General features: G+C 54.1%; 21 protein-coding genes. 12 read left to right on the forward strand and 9 right to left on the reverse strand.

The genetic code is table 11. The features are described 5' to 3' along the window. From tagF to ACR0I7_RS16625, 8 genes are all read left to right on the forward strand, one after another. Entirely contained in the window at window positions 1-1326 is a 1326-nt protein-coding gene (tagF, locus tag ACR0I7_RS16590; protein WP_480512970.1) for a type VI secretion system-associated protein TagF, read from the forward strand. A gap of 47 nt (window positions 1327-1373) precedes the next feature. After that, on the forward strand, window positions 1374-2471 hold the full coding sequence (locus tag ACR0I7_RS16595; protein ID WP_480512972.1) for a polysaccharide biosynthesis/export family protein: 1098 nt from the start codon (window positions 1374-1376) through the stop codon (window positions 2469-2471). Window positions 2472-2923: 452 nt separating this feature from the next. Continuing rightward, window positions 2924-3631, forward strand: coding sequence for a hypothetical protein (locus ACR0I7_RS16600; RefSeq protein ID WP_480512974.1), 708 nt, complete (start codon window positions 2924-2926; stop codon window positions 3629-3631). A 131-nt stretch (window positions 3632-3762) separates the two neighbouring features. Further along, a complete protein-coding gene (locus tag ACR0I7_RS16605; protein WP_480512976.1) occupies window positions 3763-5151 on the forward strand; it encodes a hypothetical protein in 1389 nt (462 codons plus the stop codon). A 26-nt stretch (window positions 5152-5177) separates the two neighbouring features. Continuing rightward, the gene (locus ACR0I7_RS16610) at window positions 5178-5582 is read left to right on the forward strand and encodes a hypothetical protein (RefSeq protein ID WP_480512978.1); all 405 of its coding nucleotides are present in this window, start codon (window positions 5178-5180) and stop codon (window positions 5580-5582) included. A 223-nt stretch (window positions 5583-5805) separates the two neighbouring features. Continuing rightward, window positions 5806-6192, forward strand: a complete 387-nt coding sequence (locus tag ACR0I7_RS16615) for a hypothetical protein (RefSeq protein ID WP_480512980.1) — start codon at window positions 5806-5808, stop codon at window positions 6190-6192. A 204-nt stretch (window positions 6193-6396) separates the two neighbouring features. Then, complete coding sequence (locus ACR0I7_RS16620; protein ID WP_480512982.1) at window positions 6397-6741, forward strand: hypothetical protein; 345 nt, start codon at window positions 6397-6399, stop codon at window positions 6739-6741. 585 nt (window positions 6742-7326) lie between these two features. Further along, window positions 7327-7677 (forward strand): hypothetical protein, encoded by a 351-nt coding sequence (locus tag ACR0I7_RS16625; RefSeq protein WP_480512983.1) that lies wholly within the window; start codon window positions 7327-7329, stop codon window positions 7675-7677. A gap of 30 nt (window positions 7678-7707) precedes the next feature. Here ACR0I7_RS16625 and ACR0I7_RS16630 read toward each other — a convergent pair whose 3' ends face one another. Next, window positions 7708-8073, reverse strand: a complete 366-nt coding sequence (locus ACR0I7_RS16630) for a hypothetical protein (protein ID WP_480512985.1) — start codon at window positions 8071-8073, stop codon at window positions 7708-7710. Window positions 8074-8256: 183 nt separating this feature from the next. On the opposite strand from ACR0I7_RS16630, the gene ACR0I7_RS16635 reads away from it, so the two are divergent. Together ACR0I7_RS16635 and ACR0I7_RS16640 are read left to right on the forward strand one after the other, a co-directional pair. Further along, window positions 8257-8487, forward strand: coding sequence for a hypothetical protein (locus ACR0I7_RS16635; protein WP_480512987.1), 231 nt, complete (start codon window positions 8257-8259; stop codon window positions 8485-8487). Beyond that, window positions 8459-8932: an HD domain-containing protein gene (locus tag ACR0I7_RS16640; protein ID WP_480512989.1), complete on the forward strand. Its 474-nt coding sequence runs from the start codon at window positions 8459-8461 to the stop codon at window positions 8930-8932. The genes ACR0I7_RS16635 and ACR0I7_RS16640 overlap by 29 nt, the downstream gene beginning before the upstream one ends. Window positions 8933-9307: 375 nt before the next feature. Here ACR0I7_RS16640 and ACR0I7_RS16645 read toward each other — a convergent pair whose 3' ends face one another. From ACR0I7_RS16645 to ACR0I7_RS16655, 3 genes are read right to left on the reverse strand one after another with little or no spacing between them, the layout of a single operon-like run. Next, the gene (locus tag ACR0I7_RS16645) at window positions 9308-11281 is read right to left on the reverse strand and encodes a pyridoxamine 5'-phosphate oxidase family protein (RefSeq protein WP_480512991.1); all 1974 of its coding nucleotides are present in this window, start codon (window positions 11279-11281) and stop codon (window positions 9308-9310) included. Between the two features lie 26 nt (window positions 11282-11307). Continuing rightward, window positions 11308-11784: a nuclear transport factor 2 family protein gene (locus ACR0I7_RS16650; protein WP_480512993.1), complete on the reverse strand. Its 477-nt coding sequence runs from the start codon at window positions 11782-11784 to the stop codon at window positions 11308-11310. 12 nt (window positions 11785-11796) lie between these two features. Then, the gene (locus ACR0I7_RS16655) at window positions 11797-12420 is read right to left on the reverse strand and encodes a glutathione S-transferase family protein (RefSeq protein ID WP_480512995.1); all 624 of its coding nucleotides are present in this window, start codon (window positions 12418-12420) and stop codon (window positions 11797-11799) included. Window positions 12421-12527: 107 nt separating this feature from the next. Here ACR0I7_RS16655 and ACR0I7_RS16660 point away from each other — a divergent pair, with 107 nt between their 5' ends. Next, the gene (locus ACR0I7_RS16660; protein WP_480512997.1) at window positions 12528-13430 is read left to right on the forward strand and encodes a LysR family transcriptional regulator; all 903 of its coding nucleotides are present in this window, start codon (window positions 12528-12530) and stop codon (window positions 13428-13430) included. A gap of 479 nt (window positions 13431-13909) precedes the next feature. Here the strand turns inward: ACR0I7_RS16660 and ACR0I7_RS16665 are convergent, their stop codons facing one another. Next, on the reverse strand, window positions 13910-14608 hold the full coding sequence (locus ACR0I7_RS16665; RefSeq protein ID WP_480512999.1) for a vWA domain-containing protein: 699 nt from the start codon (window positions 14606-14608) through the stop codon (window positions 13910-13912). Between the two features lie 1006 nt (window positions 14609-15614). Here ACR0I7_RS16665 and ACR0I7_RS16670 point away from each other — a divergent pair. Then, window positions 15615-16151: a hypothetical protein gene (locus ACR0I7_RS16670; protein ID WP_480513000.1), complete on the forward strand. Its 537-nt coding sequence runs from the start codon at window positions 15615-15617 to the stop codon at window positions 16149-16151. Window positions 16152-16355: 204 nt separating this feature from the next. Here ACR0I7_RS16670 and ACR0I7_RS16675 read toward each other — a convergent pair whose 3' ends face one another. The 4 genes from ACR0I7_RS16675 to ACR0I7_RS16690 are packed head-to-tail and all read right to left on the reverse strand — an operon-like array spanning window position 16356 to window position 19537. After that, window positions 16356-17408: a FecCD family ABC transporter permease gene (locus ACR0I7_RS16675; RefSeq protein ID WP_480513002.1), complete on the reverse strand. Its 1053-nt coding sequence runs from the start codon at window positions 17406-17408 to the stop codon at window positions 16356-16358. 4 nt (window positions 17409-17412) lie between these two features. Next, window positions 17413-18348, reverse strand: a complete 936-nt coding sequence (locus ACR0I7_RS16680; RefSeq protein ID WP_480513004.1) for an ABC transporter substrate-binding protein — start codon at window positions 18346-18348, stop codon at window positions 17413-17415. Further along, entirely contained in the window at window positions 18348-19145 is a 798-nt protein-coding gene (locus ACR0I7_RS16685) for an ABC transporter ATP-binding protein (RefSeq protein ID WP_480513006.1), read from the reverse strand. The genes ACR0I7_RS16680 and ACR0I7_RS16685 overlap by 1 nt, the downstream gene beginning before the upstream one ends. Further along, a complete protein-coding gene (locus tag ACR0I7_RS16690) occupies window positions 19142-19537 on the reverse strand; it encodes a DUF1636 family protein (RefSeq protein WP_480513008.1) in 396 nt (131 codons plus the stop codon). The genes ACR0I7_RS16685 and ACR0I7_RS16690 overlap by 4 nt, the downstream gene beginning before the upstream one ends. Between the last annotated feature and the right edge of the window lie 22 nt (window positions 19538-19559).

The raw sequence follows: 19559 nt of genomic DNA on the forward strand, positions 1-19559 counted from the left end.
ATGCCATCTCAAACCCGCCAACAGATCGAATTGCGTACCGGATATTTTGGCAAATTACCGACTCATGGTGACTTTGTATCGAACGGTTTGTCACGTGGGATGATAAACAAATTGGACAGTTGGCTGCGCCAGTGCGTTCGGGAAAGCCAACGCGCGCTGGGACGGGACTGGCTGGACACATTCCTTGTTGCTCCCGCATGGCGTGGATTGGTCGGCGCAGGTGTGCTGGGGTCTGAAGCGGTCATGTTGGTGATGATTCCAAGTGTCGACCGGGTGGGACGCTATTTTCCCTTGGTTATCGCAGCGTCTTTGCCCGGGCATACCGGGCCGCTGGATCATTTGACCAGCAAAATGCTGGGTTGGTTCCAGTGGGCAGAAGCGCAAGCACAGTCCGTTCTGGGGCCCGAATTCAGTCGGACGGAATTAGATCACGATCTTGACGCAATGCAGTTTCTTTTTGCGCCCCCAACCCGCGATGGATCAGAGGAGGTCGGCAATACAGAGAGCCTCTGGTGGGTGCATGATGGGGAAAACGCAATGCTTCATCTGGAGGGGCTACCAGATCCATCCTGTTTTCACGATCAGATTCTATGCCACACCCCTGCTGGCTGTGGACGGCCTGTGCAACCACCTGCGGTGGGGCATCGCGTGCTACTGAAATCGCAATGCGGAGGCGCCGCAGTCCGCGGTGCACGCAAGGCAACACTGACAGATGCCTTTGCTATCGGCCCCAATGGCCAGGCCCTAAGCCTGATCAGCGGCATCGGCCATGTGCCCGGATTGACGAACGCGGTCGAGGACGCAGCCGAAACCTTGGGGATAATCGCAAACCACTTTTCGATGAACGATCTTGTCGCCGAGGCTAAGGGCAAACTTGGTACTATCAACACCAAGCTTCGTGCGCGGGGAATGCCAACCGGCAGGGTCTTTGGCGCATCAGTTGCGGTGCTGTTGATACAGGGTGGACGCTACGCGCTGTTCTGGAGCGGAAATGTCCGCGCCTACCTGCTACGCGAAGGGCAATTCATACAACTGACACGCGATCATGTGGATCCGCTAGTGCCCAACTTGATCACTCGCGCGCTTGGTGTCGAGATGCGTCCGAACCTAGAGAGCACAGCAGGTAAAGCCAAGGAATCTGACCGATTCCTGCTCTGTTCAGGTGGTGTACACGCTGCGCTGGCTGAGGCTGAAATTGCACAGGTACTAGAAAACGCGACCAGCGCGCAACAGGCGGCAGATCATTTGACGCAGGACGCTCTGATCGCGGGGGCTGCCCTTGATGCTACGGCGCTGATCGCGTTTCTGACGCCAAGGGAACCTTGAGCCGACCATATGGCAATTAGACCAAGAGGTAGTGAGTTATGAAAAGAATGTCCCTGGCTTTCTTGGCCGCCCTGGCACTGTCCGCCTGCGCGCCATCCGACGGCCCTAAGACACAGAATATAGTATCAAAAGCACGAAAATCCGAAGTGCCAATCCTACAAATCAACGATGAGATCGTTAGCAAGCTGGGCGACCGCCGCGCCGCCGGAGATCTAAGTACACTGGGCCGCCAGCGCCATCTTCCGGGTGTGATCAAGCCCGGTGACACGATTGGTGTGACCTTGTTCGATACCGGCGAGGCCGGCATCTTTAATGCCTCTGAAAGCGGGGCCATCGCATTGGGCGAGTTTCCTGTTTCTGATACCGGCGCGGTGAATCTACCCTTCGTTGGCACTGTCCAGATCGGTGGTCGTTCGACCGCCGGAGCACAGAGCGTCATCACCGAAAAGTTGCGTGAAAACGCCATCAACCCATCCACAACAGTGTCAATTTCACGTAAGGCCACGGACAACTATACAGTGCAAGGCAACGTCAACGCAGCGGGCGTTTATGGCCTGACCGCAAGCGGTGAAAGCGTGCTGGACGGCATTGCGACAGCTGGAGGTGCTCGTTCTGTGCCTGATCAAACCGTAGTTACCGTGATACGCAGGGGACGCACCGCCAGCCAACGGCTTGATGAGGTGATCGCGAAACCAAATTCGAATATCCCGCTTTTGCCAAACGACACCGTGATCGTAGGTCAGGGCAATGCCAGCTATATCGCTGAGGGCGCTCTTTTAACTACTGGCGAATTCCAGTTTGCTGAAGGGACGCTAAGCCTGAGCAAGGCGATAGCCCAAGCTGGCGGATTACAGGCTACACGGGCCAATCCGCGTTCGGTTTTCGTAATGCGCCGGATGGCACCAGGTGAGTCCTTCATCCTGCGTGATGCCAAGGGAAGCCAACGGGTTATTACGGGCGACGTGATTTTCAGGGTCGACTACAAGGACCCGCAACAAATCCTAAATGCATCCAAGTTCCAGATCGCAGATGGCGATGTGCTGTATGTCGGGAATGCGCCGTTGGCCAACTTCTCGAAATACTTCCAGATATTCAACAGCCCACCCGAAATCCCTGCGCCTCCCCTCCCAACGACGCAGGGCTGATACCGGTCTGATTTTTGGGAGCGCGATTGTATAATTCGCAACTTCCACAACACTTTGGATGTTGCTTCATGGTCGCATATGCGCAGCGCAAGGACTCGGTCCAACAAACGGGAAGCCTAGTCATAATTCGAGCGATTTCGCTCTTCTCTCCCGCCTTGGGAAAGGTCGTTTTCGATGAACATCGAAATTCATGCGTTTTGAAACCAACGGTGCGATGAGAAGCAATCTCAACGAACTTTGATGGATGTACTGAGATGCGCGTTATCGCCGTTTAGGCACCCTGAATAGTACGACAGAAATAACCCTGCCTGTTGTCACTTAGAACGCATGTCGGCGACTATTTGCCGGATAAGACGAGATGACAGAACGAGCCTCATCAAGCGGCTGGAAATTGCTCGGTTAACTGGTATTGATACAACCATAACCCTTTTTCATTTATCTGGTTACAAGCTTTGGCTTTAAGACTTTCGAAGAAGCAGCTTGCCGCTCTTGAGATGCACTCTGCCGCCATCTGGGATCGTGAGACAGCTCAGAAATTGCTGGCTTTCTACCCGTCCCATATGTCCGCATTGGGGGCATCTTTGGATGAGGTGACCGCATTTGTCCGCACGGTTCGAGACTATGCGCAAGCCTATCAGATCACGTCCAAGCGCGAGGTATTCAAGCTGGCCGTCATCGGCGTCTCGCTGGGCGCCCACTTTCCTCATGATCCGCGGTTCGAGAACGGGATAGCATATTGCCTGGGCCGCACGAGCATTCCGCAAAACCGTCGCCTCGTGCTTTTGAGCGACTTTGTCGAGACATGGCTGGGTGCAACCTGGACGGGGGAAGGTCTGGATATCATCGGCGCACGTCTGGTCGAAAGGGTCAGCGGTTCGCAGCCCATCAATGACTCCCTGCATGGGCTTGTCAGCCAAAGCCCGACGATCGCCACCCAAGCACACCGCCAAGCGTTTCTCGATGCCTGTTTATCTCATGCGGACGGCTATGGCCTGCGCGAGGCAGAGAGACGTTTTGCTTATGTAGGGGCGGCACTTATCCACGGAGTATATTGGTTTGATGATCCGCTGATCGGCGCGCTGCGCCGGATCGTCGAAGGGGCTGAAACTGTCGACCTGATGCGCGCGCAGATGGCTGACTTCTATGCGGGTTTTGCCTGATGGGACCAAATGGGAACCCGAACAATCCCGCCCTGCTCCGACAGGGCCTTGCCGCTGCAGACGGTCAACCTGCCGGAGACGTTGGACAGATATGCGAAACCTGTCCGGACAATTGGGTCGAAGCGGGCGCTGTGGACGACAGTACCGGTCAGCCACTTCCCGGCATAGGTTACCGCATCTACGACATGGCCAGCGGAGACCGCGTCGCTTCAGGGGTTCTCAATGACGAAGGCAAATCCCCTCGCCACTACATCCCGATGCCTGCTACGCAGCTTTACGTCATCTTCGGCACTGACGAAGCGATGGACGAGGCCGAAGATGAAATCGGCGAGCGTCAGCGCGAGCATGCGCTGCAACAAAATGCTGTTTCAGACTGGCGTGGAATACCTGCGGGTCTTGATGAACAAGGGTTCAATCAGGCCTATGATCAGATCGCGCGGGAAGCCGGGAGATACGAAAAGCCCAGCGTGGGCTTGTTCGAAGGCGCGGGCTATGGCGCCAATATGCTGTGGGACTACGTCTCTTCGGGGTTTGATTCCCAGCACATGCTCAATGAACTCTATCTCGACGACCGCCGTAGAAACTTTGAGCAATATCAACTCGCGACAAATGCGCGGCGTGCATCTGATGCGGAGAGTTTTTGGGGCGGCGGTGGCCAGGGCCTGACCTTCGGTTTCGGCGAAGAGGGCATGGCGCGGTTCGAGTCACTCTTCACCGATCGCTCCTACGAAGAACTTGTCGCGGAACGCCGTCAACTGATGGATGCAGAACGGCTTGCCAATCCGAACTGGTTTGTCGGCGGCGAGATCGCAGGTGCCGTGCCCACGATCTTTGTCCCGGTCGGCGGGGCCGCCGCCAATGCCGCCCGCGCCGGGCAAGGCATACGCGGTGCTGTCACAGCCGGAGCCCGCACCGGTGCCGCAACGGGCGGCCTGTCAGGCGCAGGCCACGACGAAGGCGGCATACTAGACCGCCTCGACGGAGCCGCCTTGGGTGCCGCCACCGGAGGCCTCGCCGGCGCCGTCCTCTCGGGCGCTGGTGTGTTGATTGCGCGCGGGGTCTCAAGGACAAGGATTTGGGCGAAGTTCCGTCGATCGAAAGCGTTTCAAACAGAAGATGACCCGGCTCGTCGCGTAATGGGGTCTGCACGGGAAAGCCATCCCAGTGAAACTGCGGCAATGCGGGCTGAAATGGAAGCAGCAGGTGTAAAAATTATCGAAGATAGTAATAGAATGGCATATTCCCCACTTGGTCGCGGTAAGCCGGGTGAACTTGTTATGGATCCCGATGCATCTTATGCAGCTTGGCGTCATGAGTATCAGCATTTTATCGATGACCAGGCGTCTGGCTGGCGCGGTCAGGAAGCCCTGTTTGATAACAATATGCGGTGGCAGTGGGAACAAAGAGCCTATGCCGAAGAAATGCGCGTTGTCCGAAGAGCAGGGCATCAAGATATAATCCCCGAAATCGAAGTACTACGAACGCGAGAGTGGAACGCAATATTTAGGCCGGAAAGATGACGATTGAACGAGAAGATATCCCGAGAATGACCGACGAGGCACTTTTTGAGATTGCTGAAAATGAAAGCTTATTTCTCGCTCGGGCGTGGGCAATGGACGAACTCGCTAAACGAGCGTTGGTGCATAAATCTTCGATAGAGAGACTTTTAAGCAGTGTCGGTAAAACTGTTGCCATTCGTGGACGAAATGGCGCTCCGCTTGGAACACTTGCAGCGTGGACGATAGTCGATAATTTGGATGATGATTGGAAGAGACAGGTCGCCGTTTCGGCAACAGATTGGTCTACCTTAGATCAACAGGACTTCTTTCGGAGATTTTTTGAAGAGAATGAGGTGAAAGCCATTTTTGACGAAATGCTGTCTTACGGCATGATAGCAAAAATTACTGTCGATGAGGATGGTAACGTAATACCTCAAACTCAGGACGGTTGAGTAGTGTATCGCGGACGCGGATTTGGAGGTCGTTGAAACCCCGTGTCCCCCAAAGAGAGAACCCTGGCATATGCAATAAGGACGCATTCACAGAGGTGAAGCCAGGTTGCGAGGACTGGCAAAAGAGCTCCAAACAGAGCTCGGAATGGATGTAGATATTTCTATTGTTCGTGCGGGAGGGCCGTTCGACAGTCCCCCTATGATTCCTATGAGATGAAAAACCATGAATGATTTGACTTGTAGGCTCTATCTTGATGGCCCTTCTAGTCTTGATGAACTAACCGAACGTTTACTGGTTATTACAGATGGAACTCGAGTTGGCCGGACTATTTCTTCGCCGCAGGTAGAGTTCGACTTGGAGCTATCGGACAGTGCAGATTCTAAAGCGGCTGCGGCATTGGACGGTTTTTTGTATTGGCCATTCGGAGCGTTTGTCGAACCTGCCTCAGCATCTCGAGGTGAGGCAGCGTATCTTGATACGCTAACAAATATCATCTCAAAACTGAGAGAGGAAGGTTTCCGCGTTGTCGCCTCGTGTGGCTTCGAGGATGAGATCGCTGAGCGAACAGGATGGAATTGGTCAGAAGCGACCCCACATCATCCCGAGTAGTGTGCAGCATGAGTTTATATACTTTAAGTTGCTGGTTTAGATTTTTTTGAAGACGGTCAAACGACAATCCTAGATGCCGTCACCAAAAAACCAAGTTGCGAGGAGTGGCGAGCGGGCAGGAATATCGCGTACGCAGTGGGCGGCCGCAATCCGATATTGGGAAGACATCGGATACACAGTAAACCCTATTCCATATGGATCAAGATGACTATGAAGTTATGGCAGCTGAAATCGTTACTACGTTCTTACCCCAATATTCTGAAACGAACATTTGAGATGGATGAATGGGCAAACTATGCTTCATTGTACGCAAACCATGATGTTTTAGTGAACACTCAATATCGTACCAAACTAGATGCAGAGTTACCCAATGCGCTTGTAATACACGCACTAGAACAAGCTGATATTTCGGTTTTCTTGTCTGGTGACAAGATATTATCATCTCGTCGCTATCGCACTGATCATGAAATGTCGATCGCAAAAGCAGTGCGTAAATATGGGGATGAAGTTATCGAAGACGTTTTTGAATATGGTTCCGTGAAGCTGTGAACCAAGGTCAGTACCAGAAAATCTGGTACAGGAGACGGACTTTAAATGCATCCATCAAACTTCATCCGCATCCCTTTGTTTAAGCTCCATCACATTAGAAATGTTGATGATTTTTCTGGATTTACTAAAGAAGAATGGGCACTAGCGTCTAAGGACTACTCCAAGGAAGAACTCTCCGAAATAAAAGAATCCATAAAATGGGCTGTGCGAAACAAAGACTTTGATTTTGCGTCGTTACTGCCAAGCATAAACTTCACAAATGATCAAATATACGAGTTCTTTTGTAAGCTGAACAAGTCTATACCAGAGTAGACGACTCATTGCGGAGGCAGTAAAGAGCTACGACTGGAGCATCGTAGTCGACCGTTTTCAACGGAGCCTCCGGTGACTTCGTCAGGCGTTCAGTCCCGGCATCTGGTGGAGCGGGTTTAGTGTATTCATGGACAATAACACCTGTTGGACTTAGGAACGAGCAGCTTACGTTGAGGAAATGAAGACTGTTCGGTGCAGTGGTTTCCCAGACATGGTTGAAGAGATAGGCAAGCTTCGTACGCTAGCGTAGCAGCGTATTTTTGTGGGGTCGCAATGGAGATTGAACGGGATGCGATATCCAAATTTGACACACAAACGCTCTTCGCGATCGCTGAGAATGAACAACTCTATTTGCAGCGATCTTGGGCGATGACCGAGTTAGCCTCAAGAGTCAAAGATGAGATGATAGAGTTGCCTCGTCTTTTGAATGTTTTGAAAGACCACATCACTGTTAAAGGTCGAAATGGTATACCTCTGGGGGCCATGGCGATAACATCTCTCATTGATCAAAGAAATAACAAAATTTTACACGATCTATCAGAAGCAGCATCCGGATGGACGTTCAAACAACAGCATGCACTGTTTCAACAATATGTTGAAGATGAGACACGGTCTGACGTTTGAAACCAAATGATTGAGAAGTTTGGTTTCCATTCACGAGTTAAGATCGAAAAGAACGGTGATGTTGTTCCTGTCGACGGTGTTTGGATGTGGCAGGAGTGATGGGTTTCCCGGTGTGGTCGAAGAAATCGCCGAGCCGCCTTCATAGATAGGTTCTGTTTTCCCGTTATTCGCTCCCCAAAAGAGTATTTGAATAACTTGGGGTTTAGGGGCCTTCTCGACCAGACCTATGAAGACGTCGTCGCGAGCGGCAGGGCTGACGGATGTGGCGCGCAATACGATCGATGTGGACAGCTCACAGATACCGAGTTTGATAAGGGAGCTAGAAGCAAACGGTCCACAAGGTGAGATACAAGTGAATACGTCGGGAATGATCTTTGCAAAAGAGCCGCCTGCCATTGCGCGTACGATATTGGGTGACGCAACATATGATGCGCAGGTTGGCCAACATGGCAATATTGGAGACCGAGGGCACGTGTTCTATGAACAAGTTCGATCGGGTGGGCTAAGTGCTTGAGAAGTAGAAAGAATTCGCAACCAAAGCCGTGCTTACTATGGTTTGTTTGATTAGGAGGAAACAATATGGCGAACGATTTCTTCCACCGCACATCTGACTACTATGTGCATGACGATTACGAGGCGGTTATGTTCCGCTATGAGGCAAGTACTGGTAAACACTTTAGGCGGTTCACAAATGAAAAAGCCGAGAAAGAAGTTCCAAAAAGCAACAAGTTGCTTTTCGATACTATTCTTTCCGGCCAGGAAATTACTAGTGAGCAGTATTATGAAACAGATATTTCCACCAAAAACTGACGAAACGACAAGTGACTTTTTTCTCAAAGCTGCTCAGCTCGCTCGACGCGCACACAAAAATCAACGAGATAACCTGGGTGTCGATTATATGTCCCATGTTCTTTCAGTTGCAGCCGTCGTTCGTCCCCTTGGGGAGATTTATGAGGTGGTCGCACTACTTCACGACACTGTCGAAGACTGTGAGGATCGAGATATCGTGAGCTTGCCCATAATCGAGGAGATGTTTGGGCAAGAGGTCAGAGATGCAGTAGATTGCATCACAAAACGTCCAGGTGAGGCATATGGTGCATATCTGGATCGCGTTTTGACCAATCATATTGCCACCTCAGTCAAACGCGCGGATTTGGAACATAATCAATCAAGGCTTCACTTGTTGGAAGACACAGAACAACGAAAACGTCTCGAGCAGAAGTATTCGACCGCCCGAAAGGTGCTTTTCCCTTGAATCGGAACTAAGACCCCCTGCCGAGAAGCTTGCCTGTTGATTGCGTGCATTATCTCAAATACTAGGATGTTTCGACTAAAGTAGCGGGTGACCGCCTCGACGGCGCCGCCACCGGAGGCCTCGCCGGTGCTGTCCTCTCGGGCGCGGATGTGTTGATTGCGCGAGGTGTATCTAGGACGCGGATTTGGGGGACGACTAGCGGCAGGGTTCCACCTAAGCGAGAACCCTTCCACAGACCCGATCTAGATGATCAATGGTACCGCGCAGATGATGGCACTTTGCGTTGGCCACCAAATGACGAAAGCCTTTTCACACCCAATCACAGTGTTGATGATCCTGTCCTGCGACGTCATGGACAAGTCTTTGTCCCCCCTATCAAAACACAAAGGTCTCGCGGTGACGTCTTGCTTCTTCAACGCCCAACTCGTTGAGCGCCGCTTCCGTACTGGTCATCATAGCTTCAGGACCGCACATATACACATCTCGCATTCCGAGATGCGTGACCGATTGAATGTCTTCGCTACGCATGCGTCGCTCCTCAAGCTTCAGCGGCTGATCGGTGAACATTACGTACAAACCATCGCGTGCGGGTTTCGCAGCCAGTGGGTTTTCGCCTGCGCTTTGAAACGCAATAATACGTATCGTCACCTGATCCAAAACAGAGCTGTTGTGCACCGCAAAGTGCTGCAGAACTGCGATGTCATCGTCCCGACCGGATAACAGAAACACGATATCGATGTGCTGGTCCTGTGGGTAAGCTTTTACCACTTGTTTGATCCCGTCCCACATCGCCATGAACGGGGTAACGCCAACGCCGCCCGCGATCCAAAGCATCTTTGCTGGGAGTTTTGGGCGGCTGCCCTCAGCCGCTTCGGAAAAACACGAAAAGCCCGCGCCGGTGCCCTTGAACAGAACTGGAAGTTTGTGCGTGATCAACTTTTCCGCGTTGGCGTGCAGAACATTGGACATCAGACCGCCCGGTTTACGTTTGACCGTCACACTGACCCGATTGGTCGTGCGAAAAGCGTTGCTCTCTTCGTCAAACTTCGGCGCGTCGGAAAGCGTCCATGTGCGGACGTAGTCCTCGTTCACAAGCTGAGGGTTTGCCTCATTCATGTGGCTATATCCGGCGTCCACAAGGTCTGAGAAGTCAAAGACGCCAAACCCACCGGGCAACGGGGCTTTGATTGGCTTAGACAGCGCGAATTCGAAGGTACTGATTGTGCTGGACAGGGGTTTTGTTGCGACAAGCTTGGCGGTCAATGGGGTTGCGGCGTCGTTCGCCTCGATTGCATGCCCCATCTGCTCCAACTCTGCGCGCAAGTATTTGACTGGCGGATTGTAAGGGGAGAGCTGTTCTTGTGATGCCAGCTTGAGGTTCAGGCCTCCGCGCAAGAAAACCGCGCCCGTCACCTTGATACGTGTCAGCAGGTTCACGCGCGGCATCAACGCGTCTGCGTCATCACCAATCAGATTTTCAGCATCGCCCGTGATGTAAAGGATCCCGCCCGTTGTGAAGTCTGGAAAGACCAGCCCAACCTGCGGGTCCGTTTCGATATTGCCCAGCGACTGGTAGAAGCGATTGCCAGAATGATCGGGCAGAACCAAATAGGTCGTGACCTGTGCCCCATCGTCCTCTTCATAGAGGCGGGTAAAGCCGGGCGCGCCACCGCGATGGTTGACGCCCATATCGGTCTGAACACCTGCAGCGGTGTCATCACTTGTGTGTTTCGTCGCCAGAAATACAGTGCTTGCGCGCGCCACGACGGATTTGGCCTCATCCGGCAACGCAGATATGTGCGCATCAAAGCCGTCATAGACAATTTCAGGACTGCGCTTGTCGTGTTCCAAGGTGCGGACAGTGATGTACTTGGGGCAGTTCCCCAAGTGCTGATCAGACAAGAGCTGTAACCTGATCTTCCCCCTGCCCTCAACACTTGCGGCACGTATGGAGCCCGCGATTTTGTTTCGTCGGCGATTGGCGAAGTCGATCCCAACCCCGGCAAAAAGCCGCGCCTCAAGGCCTGATATGGGATCTTGGCCCACAGCGCGCAAAAAGGGGTCATTCGGATTGGTTTCCGCCACAACATGTGTGGTGTTGCGGCCTGCAACCTGAATGCCAATGGATGGGTCGTTGCCTGACTGTGTGACCAGAAGGCTGACCCATGGGCGTCCCTGACGGTCAAGCGTTGCAAGCGGCAAATAGGACAGACCCGCAAAGAAATCCGCATGCTGTTTCGGCATATCGCTGTCGATGTAGTGCGGGATCGCATCGCTCAGCTCTTTGGGAGTGTGACGCCGCTCTTGCAGCATCAACTCACCTTTGTGCGATTTATGTATCTGTGCCATCGCTTGATCCTTTCACGTTCGCCGCGTCAGAGCCCTAAATCGCTCAGACCGGGGTGGTCATCCGGACGACGCCCCAGCGGCCAGCGGAACTTTCGATCCGCTTCTTGGATGGGGTGTTCATTGATGCTGGCAAACCGGCGTTCCATATAGCCATCCTTGTCGAACTCCCAATTTTCATTGCCATAGGCCCGGAACCAGTTTCCGCTGTCATCGTGGTACTCATAGGCGTAGCGGACCGCGATGCGATTGCCGTCATGGGCCCAAAGCTCTTTGATCAGACGGTAGTTCAGCTCCTTGGCCCATTTCCGGGTCAGGAACTCCTCAATCTGACCGCGCCCTTCGGGAAACTCGGCCCGGTTGCGCCACTTGCTGTCCGGCGTGTAGGCCAGCGCGACCTTTGCAGGATTCCGACCGTTCCAACCGTCCTCGGCCAGGCGCACCTTTTGAATGGCGGTTTCTTTTGAGAACGGTGGCAAAGGATGCCGTTGGGCTTCGGTCGTCATGGGTTTGTCCTTTCACTCTGTAACAAGACCAACAGCGGTTGCCGGCATGGGTTCAAAACCAGGCAACGCCTCGAACCGAGCGAGCCAGGCACGGATATTCGGGAATGGCTCGAGAGAGACATTCCCCTCCGGCGCGTGCGCCGTATAGGAATAGCTGGCCACATCAGCGATTGTGGGCCGTGCGCCCACAAGCCAATCGCTGCCGGTAAGCCCGTGTTCCAGTTTTTGCATTGCTTTTTCGGCAGTCGCAGTGGCGAACCCTGGATCCAGCGGTGCGCCAAAGACGGTAATCAATCGTGCAGCACAGGACCCAAATGCAATCTCTCCAGCCGCCAACGTGAGCCAGCTCTGCACATTGGCTTCTCCGACCGGATCGGTTGGCATCCAGTCAGGTGCATAGGTCCGCGCAAGATAGACAAGGATCGCATTCGAATCGGACACAACAACCTCGCCATCCTCAAGAACTGGGACTTGCCCATTCGGGTTCATGGCAAGAAATTCAGGTGATTTATGCGCTCCAGCGGCCAGATCAACAGGAATGGCATCATGTGCAATCCCAGCGAGTTTTGCAAAGACCAAGGCGCGATGTGCGTGGCCTGATTTTGCGAAATGATGAATGCGAACGGCGTTGGACATGTGTATCTCCAGTAAATTTGAGCTGCAGAATGACCAATATCGGTTGCACGTGATGATGATAATCACCTATTATTGCCCAAGTTTAAGCCCTGAAAGGGCGCAATAAGATGGACAAAATCGACCGCATGCGGGCCTTTGCGCTCGTCGCAAAGAATGCGTCTTTTACCGTTGCCGCGCAGCGCATGGGGCGATCTGCGCGTTTGGTCAGCAAATACGTCGCTGATCTGGAAAACGCGCTTGGTGTGCAGTTGCTCAATCGCACGACGCGTAGCGTCTCTTTGACAGATGTCGGGGCAACATACCTGACGCTGTGCGAGCCACTTCTGGACGGGTTTGACGAGCTCGAAGACCGGGTCAGAAATGAGCAGACCTCTCTGCGCGGCGTGATCCATATTTCGGCGCCAACGGGGTTTGGCTCATTGCGGTTGATCCCTTCGCTCGCCAAGTTTGCCGAGAAACATCCCAATGTGGAGCTTGATCTAAAGTTCTCTGACCGCAGAGCGTCAATTGTTGAGGAGGGCCTCGACCTAGCTGTCAGGATTGGCCCCATGCGGGACAGCTCGCTCAAGGTTCGCCAATTGGGCCGCATGCCCCTGGTTGTCTGTGCCTCACCGGCCTATCTGGAGCGCGCGGGGTGCCCGAGCCATCCGCGGGCTCTTGCAACGCATGAATGCATCCTCGATGGCAACATGACTGAGCCCACGGTGTGGAGGTTCAGCATCAACGGTCATGAAGAGGCTGTCCAGGTCAATGGGCGCTTCCGTATGAACGCCCCCGCAGCATCAGCGCGCCTTGCTGCACAAGGCGCAGCCATCGCACGGTGCCCCGCCTACACCATCGCCGACGCCTTACACTCCGGCGATCTGGTCGAGCTTTTTCCCGAAAACCGAGTGTCGCCATATGTCGTCGCTGCGCTGTTTCCGCAGAACAGGCGCATTACCACTCGGGTGCGCGCGCTTCTGGATCACCTAGCAGGCGACCCGGCTTTATGTCCTGATGGCAAGCGCTGACGGCCCTTTCCCGACCTTGGATACAGCCAGTATAGATTGGATTTCTGAGCAGATGATGGATGTATCCGCGGTCAGAGAATTTTCCACCTGTCACGCGTCCGCTCGGGCGTTCCCGACAGCGCAAATGGAGACCCAGTGCCTCCGCCTACTCTTTCACATCAAGAACGGGCTGATGGTCTCAGCTTCTTTGTAGTCGATTTTCAGCGTCCGGCCATCGGTCAAAGACATCAGCATCCATTATTTGACACAATGAACCAGATCGGTGGTCATATGTTATGCTGCAATACACCAATTCGCCACCCTACTTTTTGCACGCAACTAACGACTGCTTTACGAGCCACAACTGCATCAACTTGAAAGGTAGGTGCAAGGCAGGTGTGGACCGTAAGGTGCAAACCGATTAGCTCGCGCTTCCGATTGTCGATTGCGCTGAAGAAAACGCTGTTTTGCACCCAGCATCCGCACTGTACCGATACGGATTAGCCGATAGCATCGCAGCCCAAGGTTCTGCGCAGCGCATCGCTAAGCTCTTCAATGGTTTCGGTGGAGATATACATACCACCAGTGCGATCAGAAATGCATTTCGCTACAGAAACGTCATCAGGAAAAAGTTCTACGTCTGGGCTGTCGCCTGCAAACCGGCCTGTATCAACATGGAACCCGATAACATGCACAGTCAGATTTGCAGCAGTAGACGCGAGCTCTGCACCAAGCGCGCAGGGCGAGCCTCCGCAAGTCTCATTGCCATCCGTGACCAGCACCACGATGCCAGGATCCGTGCGGTAGTTGAGCACTTCGGATGCTTCCCGGACCGCTTCCGTAAGCGGCGTCAATCCGTTTGGATCCAACAAGGCAATTGCGTCCATCACTGGCTGCATCGCATTCGCGACCGGTTGGAACTTCAGATTAATTCCGTCACAGGAATTCTCGGGGCCCGGACCGTAGGTGATCAAGCCGATACGACGAATTGGGGCGATCTGAGGCATCGCGTCTTGCAAGGCCGCACGAGCAGCATCAATCCTCGTGGGCCTATCCAGATGCAAACCAAGTTCTGCCATCGAGGCTGAGCCATCAAACACGAGCATCGCGTCGCGCGCGCAATCTTGTGCAGAAACTGATGAAATACTCGTTAGCGTCGCAACAAGAAAGGCCACGCTTGCTGTCAATCGATTTCTCATGGATCAATAGAATTCGTTCATTCTTCTTACGTCAACTGAGAAGGTGGAGAAAATGATAGGCGTCTACCTACGGCACAGGGCCAGCCTGAGCTAAGCTGCGTGGCCTTTTCTAAGCTATGCTGCGGTCGCTCCGATATCCGGTTAGAGGCCAGAGTCGCCCATGCTACTCCTTGTACCAATGTCGGCTCCTCCGGCTGCAACCAAAAACGTGACAAAATCAAACCGATTTTGCCAAGGGTTTGTGGTATAAGATTTTTCAATGCTTATGGGCGCACTGCCACCAGTAACATAAACGACCGTTTTGGTGCAGAGGTTGTGGTAGGAGGGGTATGGACAGCTTGTAAGACTAAGTTAGATTTGCGTTGTTTTCTTAAAACTTTTCGTTCCTGCTGCCCATGGGAGGCTTTGAAGCGCCTAAGTCATAGATACCTAAGTGTTTCATAATGTCAGAAAACTCAGGGCGTTGGAAATGCGCGACAGTAGTATTTGTCGCGCTTGGTGCAGCAGCCAGTGGTTTTCTGTTGGTTCTTGGAACAGCAAGCGGCTACCTTTCATTAATATACCCTTCTCTCGAGTCCAGGCCGTTTGAAAGCAGTTTGGTCGTGCGCTTCTCTCGACTTCCAAGTGGTTCAAATACTGCGGGTATTATGAAACTCGCGGAGGGCGCGGTCTTTGAGCTATCCCCCGAATGGTCTCATGGGGATCATAGTCAATATTGGATAACCGATGGTGAGAACCAATTTGCACTGGTTTCTGAAACGATGCGCTCGATATGGGAAAGCCAAGAGCTAAACGGCAGAAGCCCCGTATCTACGCCTCTCTGGGACGAAATTTCGGGAAATGATGATGCTACCCAAGCTCTGTCACTATTGTCGTTTGCGGCTTCTTTGGGAATAAACTACTCGCCCGTCCCGATGGCAGCGGAACACGGGTGCTTCGAAGCGTAGTTGCTTGACTACTTTGACTGTTTTGCCCCAATCAAGCGTTTGAGCGAAGCGCACAGACGTTGCTGGGCACTGATGACAGCTATCCGATGTGTTCGGATAGCTCTCGCGATCTTTTCCCTTCCTTGTTTACTATTGCCAGCATCCAAAATGAGGGCAGCCGTCCAATCAAAGACTTGAGGCTGACTTTTACGGACACATCCGAAGATAGAACTTCGTGGATAGCGAGCCCGTTCAACATAACTCAAAACTGCCAGCTAGTGGACGAACTAGCGTCCGATAACTTCTCGACAGGCTCTTTGCACACCTGCGTGCAAGGCTATCTATACCAAGTCAACTCTGACGTATCCGACACAGCAACCACCCGCACTCTAGAAGTTGCTAGCCTAGAACACGGCCAAGAGATATTCATCCTTCTCGATGCTTTCGTTCCTAACGAAGAAGGGCTTCCAGACGATTATATCGCTGGTCATTTCTACCTTGAAAGGTTGGACTACCTTGAGGGCGCTCAAGTGTTTTCAGTATTGTCGCCGACACCATTGGCCAATCGACGGTTGCCTATCATCACGTCACCTGACGGCGGTCGGGGTGGCCAGTAAAAGCTGTTGCAATGATATCGGCATGTCGGATGCCCTGCGAAACAGCACATTTGCCGAGATTTGAGACCCTCCGGTAGAAGCCAAAACTCACCGGATGACTTTGACGACAGTGAAGCAGATATCCTGTCATCGGGTCGCGCATCGTGCTGCAGTGCTCTGATCCATTTTTCTTTCAATGTTGATTTTAAAGGTGCTCCAAACCTTTCAGAGCCGCCGCTTTCCGAGCAACCAAACAAAGAAAGCGCCACCTACAAGGCCCGTGACGATGCCGATTGGCAGGTCCTCGGGTGCCATTATTGTCCGAGCTACAATGTCTGCCCACAGAAGGAATATAGCACCAGCCAATGCAGATGCAGGCAGAACTCGCATGTAGTCTCCGCCCACGAGCATGCGCACAATATGCGGCACCATTAGACCGACAAAGCCGATGATCCCGGAAAAGGCAACCATAACTCCGGTGATCAAGGCTCCGACGACAAAGACGACCAGACGAAAGCGTGCTACCGGGATGCCAAGCGTTGAGGCGGTTTCGTCGCCGACTGTCATGGCGTTCAGCGCGCCAGCGCGGCTCATTAGCCAGACGCCGCAAGCAAGCAGGATCACCAGAGGGTAAATCAATTGGCTCCATTGTGCGAGGCCAAGGCCGCCCAGCATCCAGAAGACGACGATATGCGTTGCGCGGGGGTCGCCCAGAAAGATCAGGACATTAGCAGCGGCCATGACGATGAACGACACGGCCACGCCGGCCAGCACCAGCCGATCAGCGCTGGTGGCCCCGGCAAACCGTGAGACGCCAAGTACAATGGCCGTAGCCATCAGCGCGCCGAGGAAGGCAAGCAGCGGCACGGTCAGCAGACCTAGAAACAGGCCAGTATGCAGCAGGGCCAGGATCGCTCCAAACGCGCCACCCGATGAGATTCCCAGAAGATGTGGGTCCGCCAGCGGGTTACGCGTCACTGCCTGCAGACTCGCCCCGACCAGCGCCAGCCCCGCGCCAACCATCATAGCGAGCAACGCGCGGGGAAAGCGGATGTCCCAGACAATGGCCTCGCGGCCTTTGCTCCAGGTCTGCGCAACCATGTCAGGCGACAGTTTGTTCAGCAAAACACTCCAGACCGTTCCTAAGGGCACAGAAACCGCGCCCAGTGAGATCGCAAAAGAGAGCGAGATCAGCAGCGCCACCACGCCACCTGCAAGGAAGGTAAACCGCAATCCGGATTGCGGTGAGTGGCGAGGGGATGCCGCTGTCTCACTCATCGTTTCACTCGCCCCAGAAAGCTTGAGCCAGTGTCTTAACCGCTTCGATGTTGCGCGGCCCCGGCGTGGCCTCGACATATTCGAGCGTCACAAAACGATCGTTCTTCACCGCATCCAGGTCAGCGAAAGCCGGGTTCGACATCATGAAGTCCCGCTTCTGTTCTGCGGTCACTTCGCCATAGTTGACGATGACCACCACTTCCGGGTTGCGTTCCACAACCTCCTCCCAGGTGACGGTCGCCCAGCTTTTCTCGAAATCGTCCATGATGTTGACGCCACCCGCAGCTTCGATCAGCGCAGTAGGCATGGCATAGCGCCCGGCGGTGAAGGGCGTATCCTCGCCGCTGTCATAGACGAACACGCGCAGGGGCTCGCCAGTTTCAAGGCGGTCGGTAAAGCTGGCAAGCTCGGCCCGATAGCCATCGACAAGCTGGGTCGCGCGATCCTCGACATCGAAAATGCGGCCAAGGTTGGTCAGGTCCGCATACATATCCTCGATGCTGGCCTTCTCCTTTTCCATGATATGGGTGCAGCTTTCGGTCAGTTCATAGACCTTGATACCAAAGGGCTCGAGCGTCTCAGGCGTCACCTCGCCGCCCACTTTCATGCCGTAGTTCCAGCCAGCAAAGAAGAAGTCCGCATCGGCCCCCACCAGAACCTCTTTCGACGGGTATTTGGCAGACAGCTCTGGCAGCTCCTCAACGCCAGCGCGCATCTCTTCATCCAGCGTTTTCCAGCCCGAGATGCCAGTATAGCCGACCATGCGGTCCGCAAGGCCAAGAACCAGCATCATCTCGGTCAGGTTCACATCATTCGAGATCGCGCGCTCGGGCGGGGTGTCGAAGGTCACGGTGCGGTTGCAGCTTTGCACTGTCGCTTCGGCTGCGGCAAAGCCAGCGCTTATGACCAAGGCGGCAGAGGCGAGGAGGATGCTGTTCATTACGGGGTTCCCTTGTTTTGAAGATGAAATGTCAGGTGATCAGTGTCGCTTGGGGCGAGGCGTTCGCGCCGCGCATTAACCTTGAAGGCCCGGGAAACCGCGGCTTCCGACAAGACATCGCGCGGTGGACCAAAGCCGACCGGTTTGCCCCCATTCAAAAGCAACAGGTCATCGCAGACGCCCGCGGCCATGTTGAGATCGTGAAGCGATGTCACAATCGTCAGCGGCAGGTCACGGATGAGTTGCAGGATTTCGAGCTGATGACGGATGTCGAGGTGATTGGTCGGTTCGTCCAGGATCAACAAGCGTGGCTCTTGCGCCAGCGCACGTGCGACCATAACCCTCTGCCGCTCGCCACCAGAGAGCGTGCCGAGCGCGCGGTCGGCAAACCCGTGCAGGTCCATCCGATCAAGGGCGGCCCCAATGATCTGTGCATCACGAGCACCACTGCTGCCACCGAAACCGGTGCGATGCGGCGTGCGCCCCAGAGCCACGATCTCGCGTACGGTCAAGGCGAAATCAGTCGGTTGCTCCTGCAAGACCGCAGCCACCTTGCGCGCCACAGCGCGTGCCGGGAGGGTCCAGATATCTTCGCCATCGACCGATACCGATCCACCGGTTGGTCGATGAAACCGGTAGAGCAAACGCAAGAGCGACGTCTTACCCGCCCCGTTCGGCCCGACAATGCCTAGAACATGCCCAGCCTGCAGATCAAAGCTGGTCCGGTGCAGCAACGTGCCGCTGCCCCGCCCAGGCGACCAGCTGAGGTTGCATACGGACAGGCGCGCGGCACTCAAGACGCCTGAGCCTTGGTCTCTTCTATGGCCATCATCGCAGCCGGCACGCGGGCCAGCGTGGATTTGCGCAGTTTGCCGGGCCGATCCACGGAAGAGCACCATTCGTCGTGTAGGTAGGCATATTGCTTGGCGAAGGAGACCAAATCTTCGATATCCGTGCCCGCGTCGATGTCGCCGAACAGATAGGTCGCCTTCCGTGAGGCGTGGTAGGCCACAGTGCAAGGGCGGTCGCAGCCTGCCATACAGGCAACACCCGATATCTCAAAGTGCTCTGGCACCGCATCGCCTGCCTGCAAGACTGCCTGCCGCAGACGTTCTATCAGTTCATAACCGGGCCGACATTCGGTCCCTTTGTGTCGACAGGATGTGCAAACAGTAATTCGATGTTCCATCAGGCCCTCCGCCGTTCAAGCG

The organism is Ruegeria sp. AM1 (assembly GCF_056540745.1).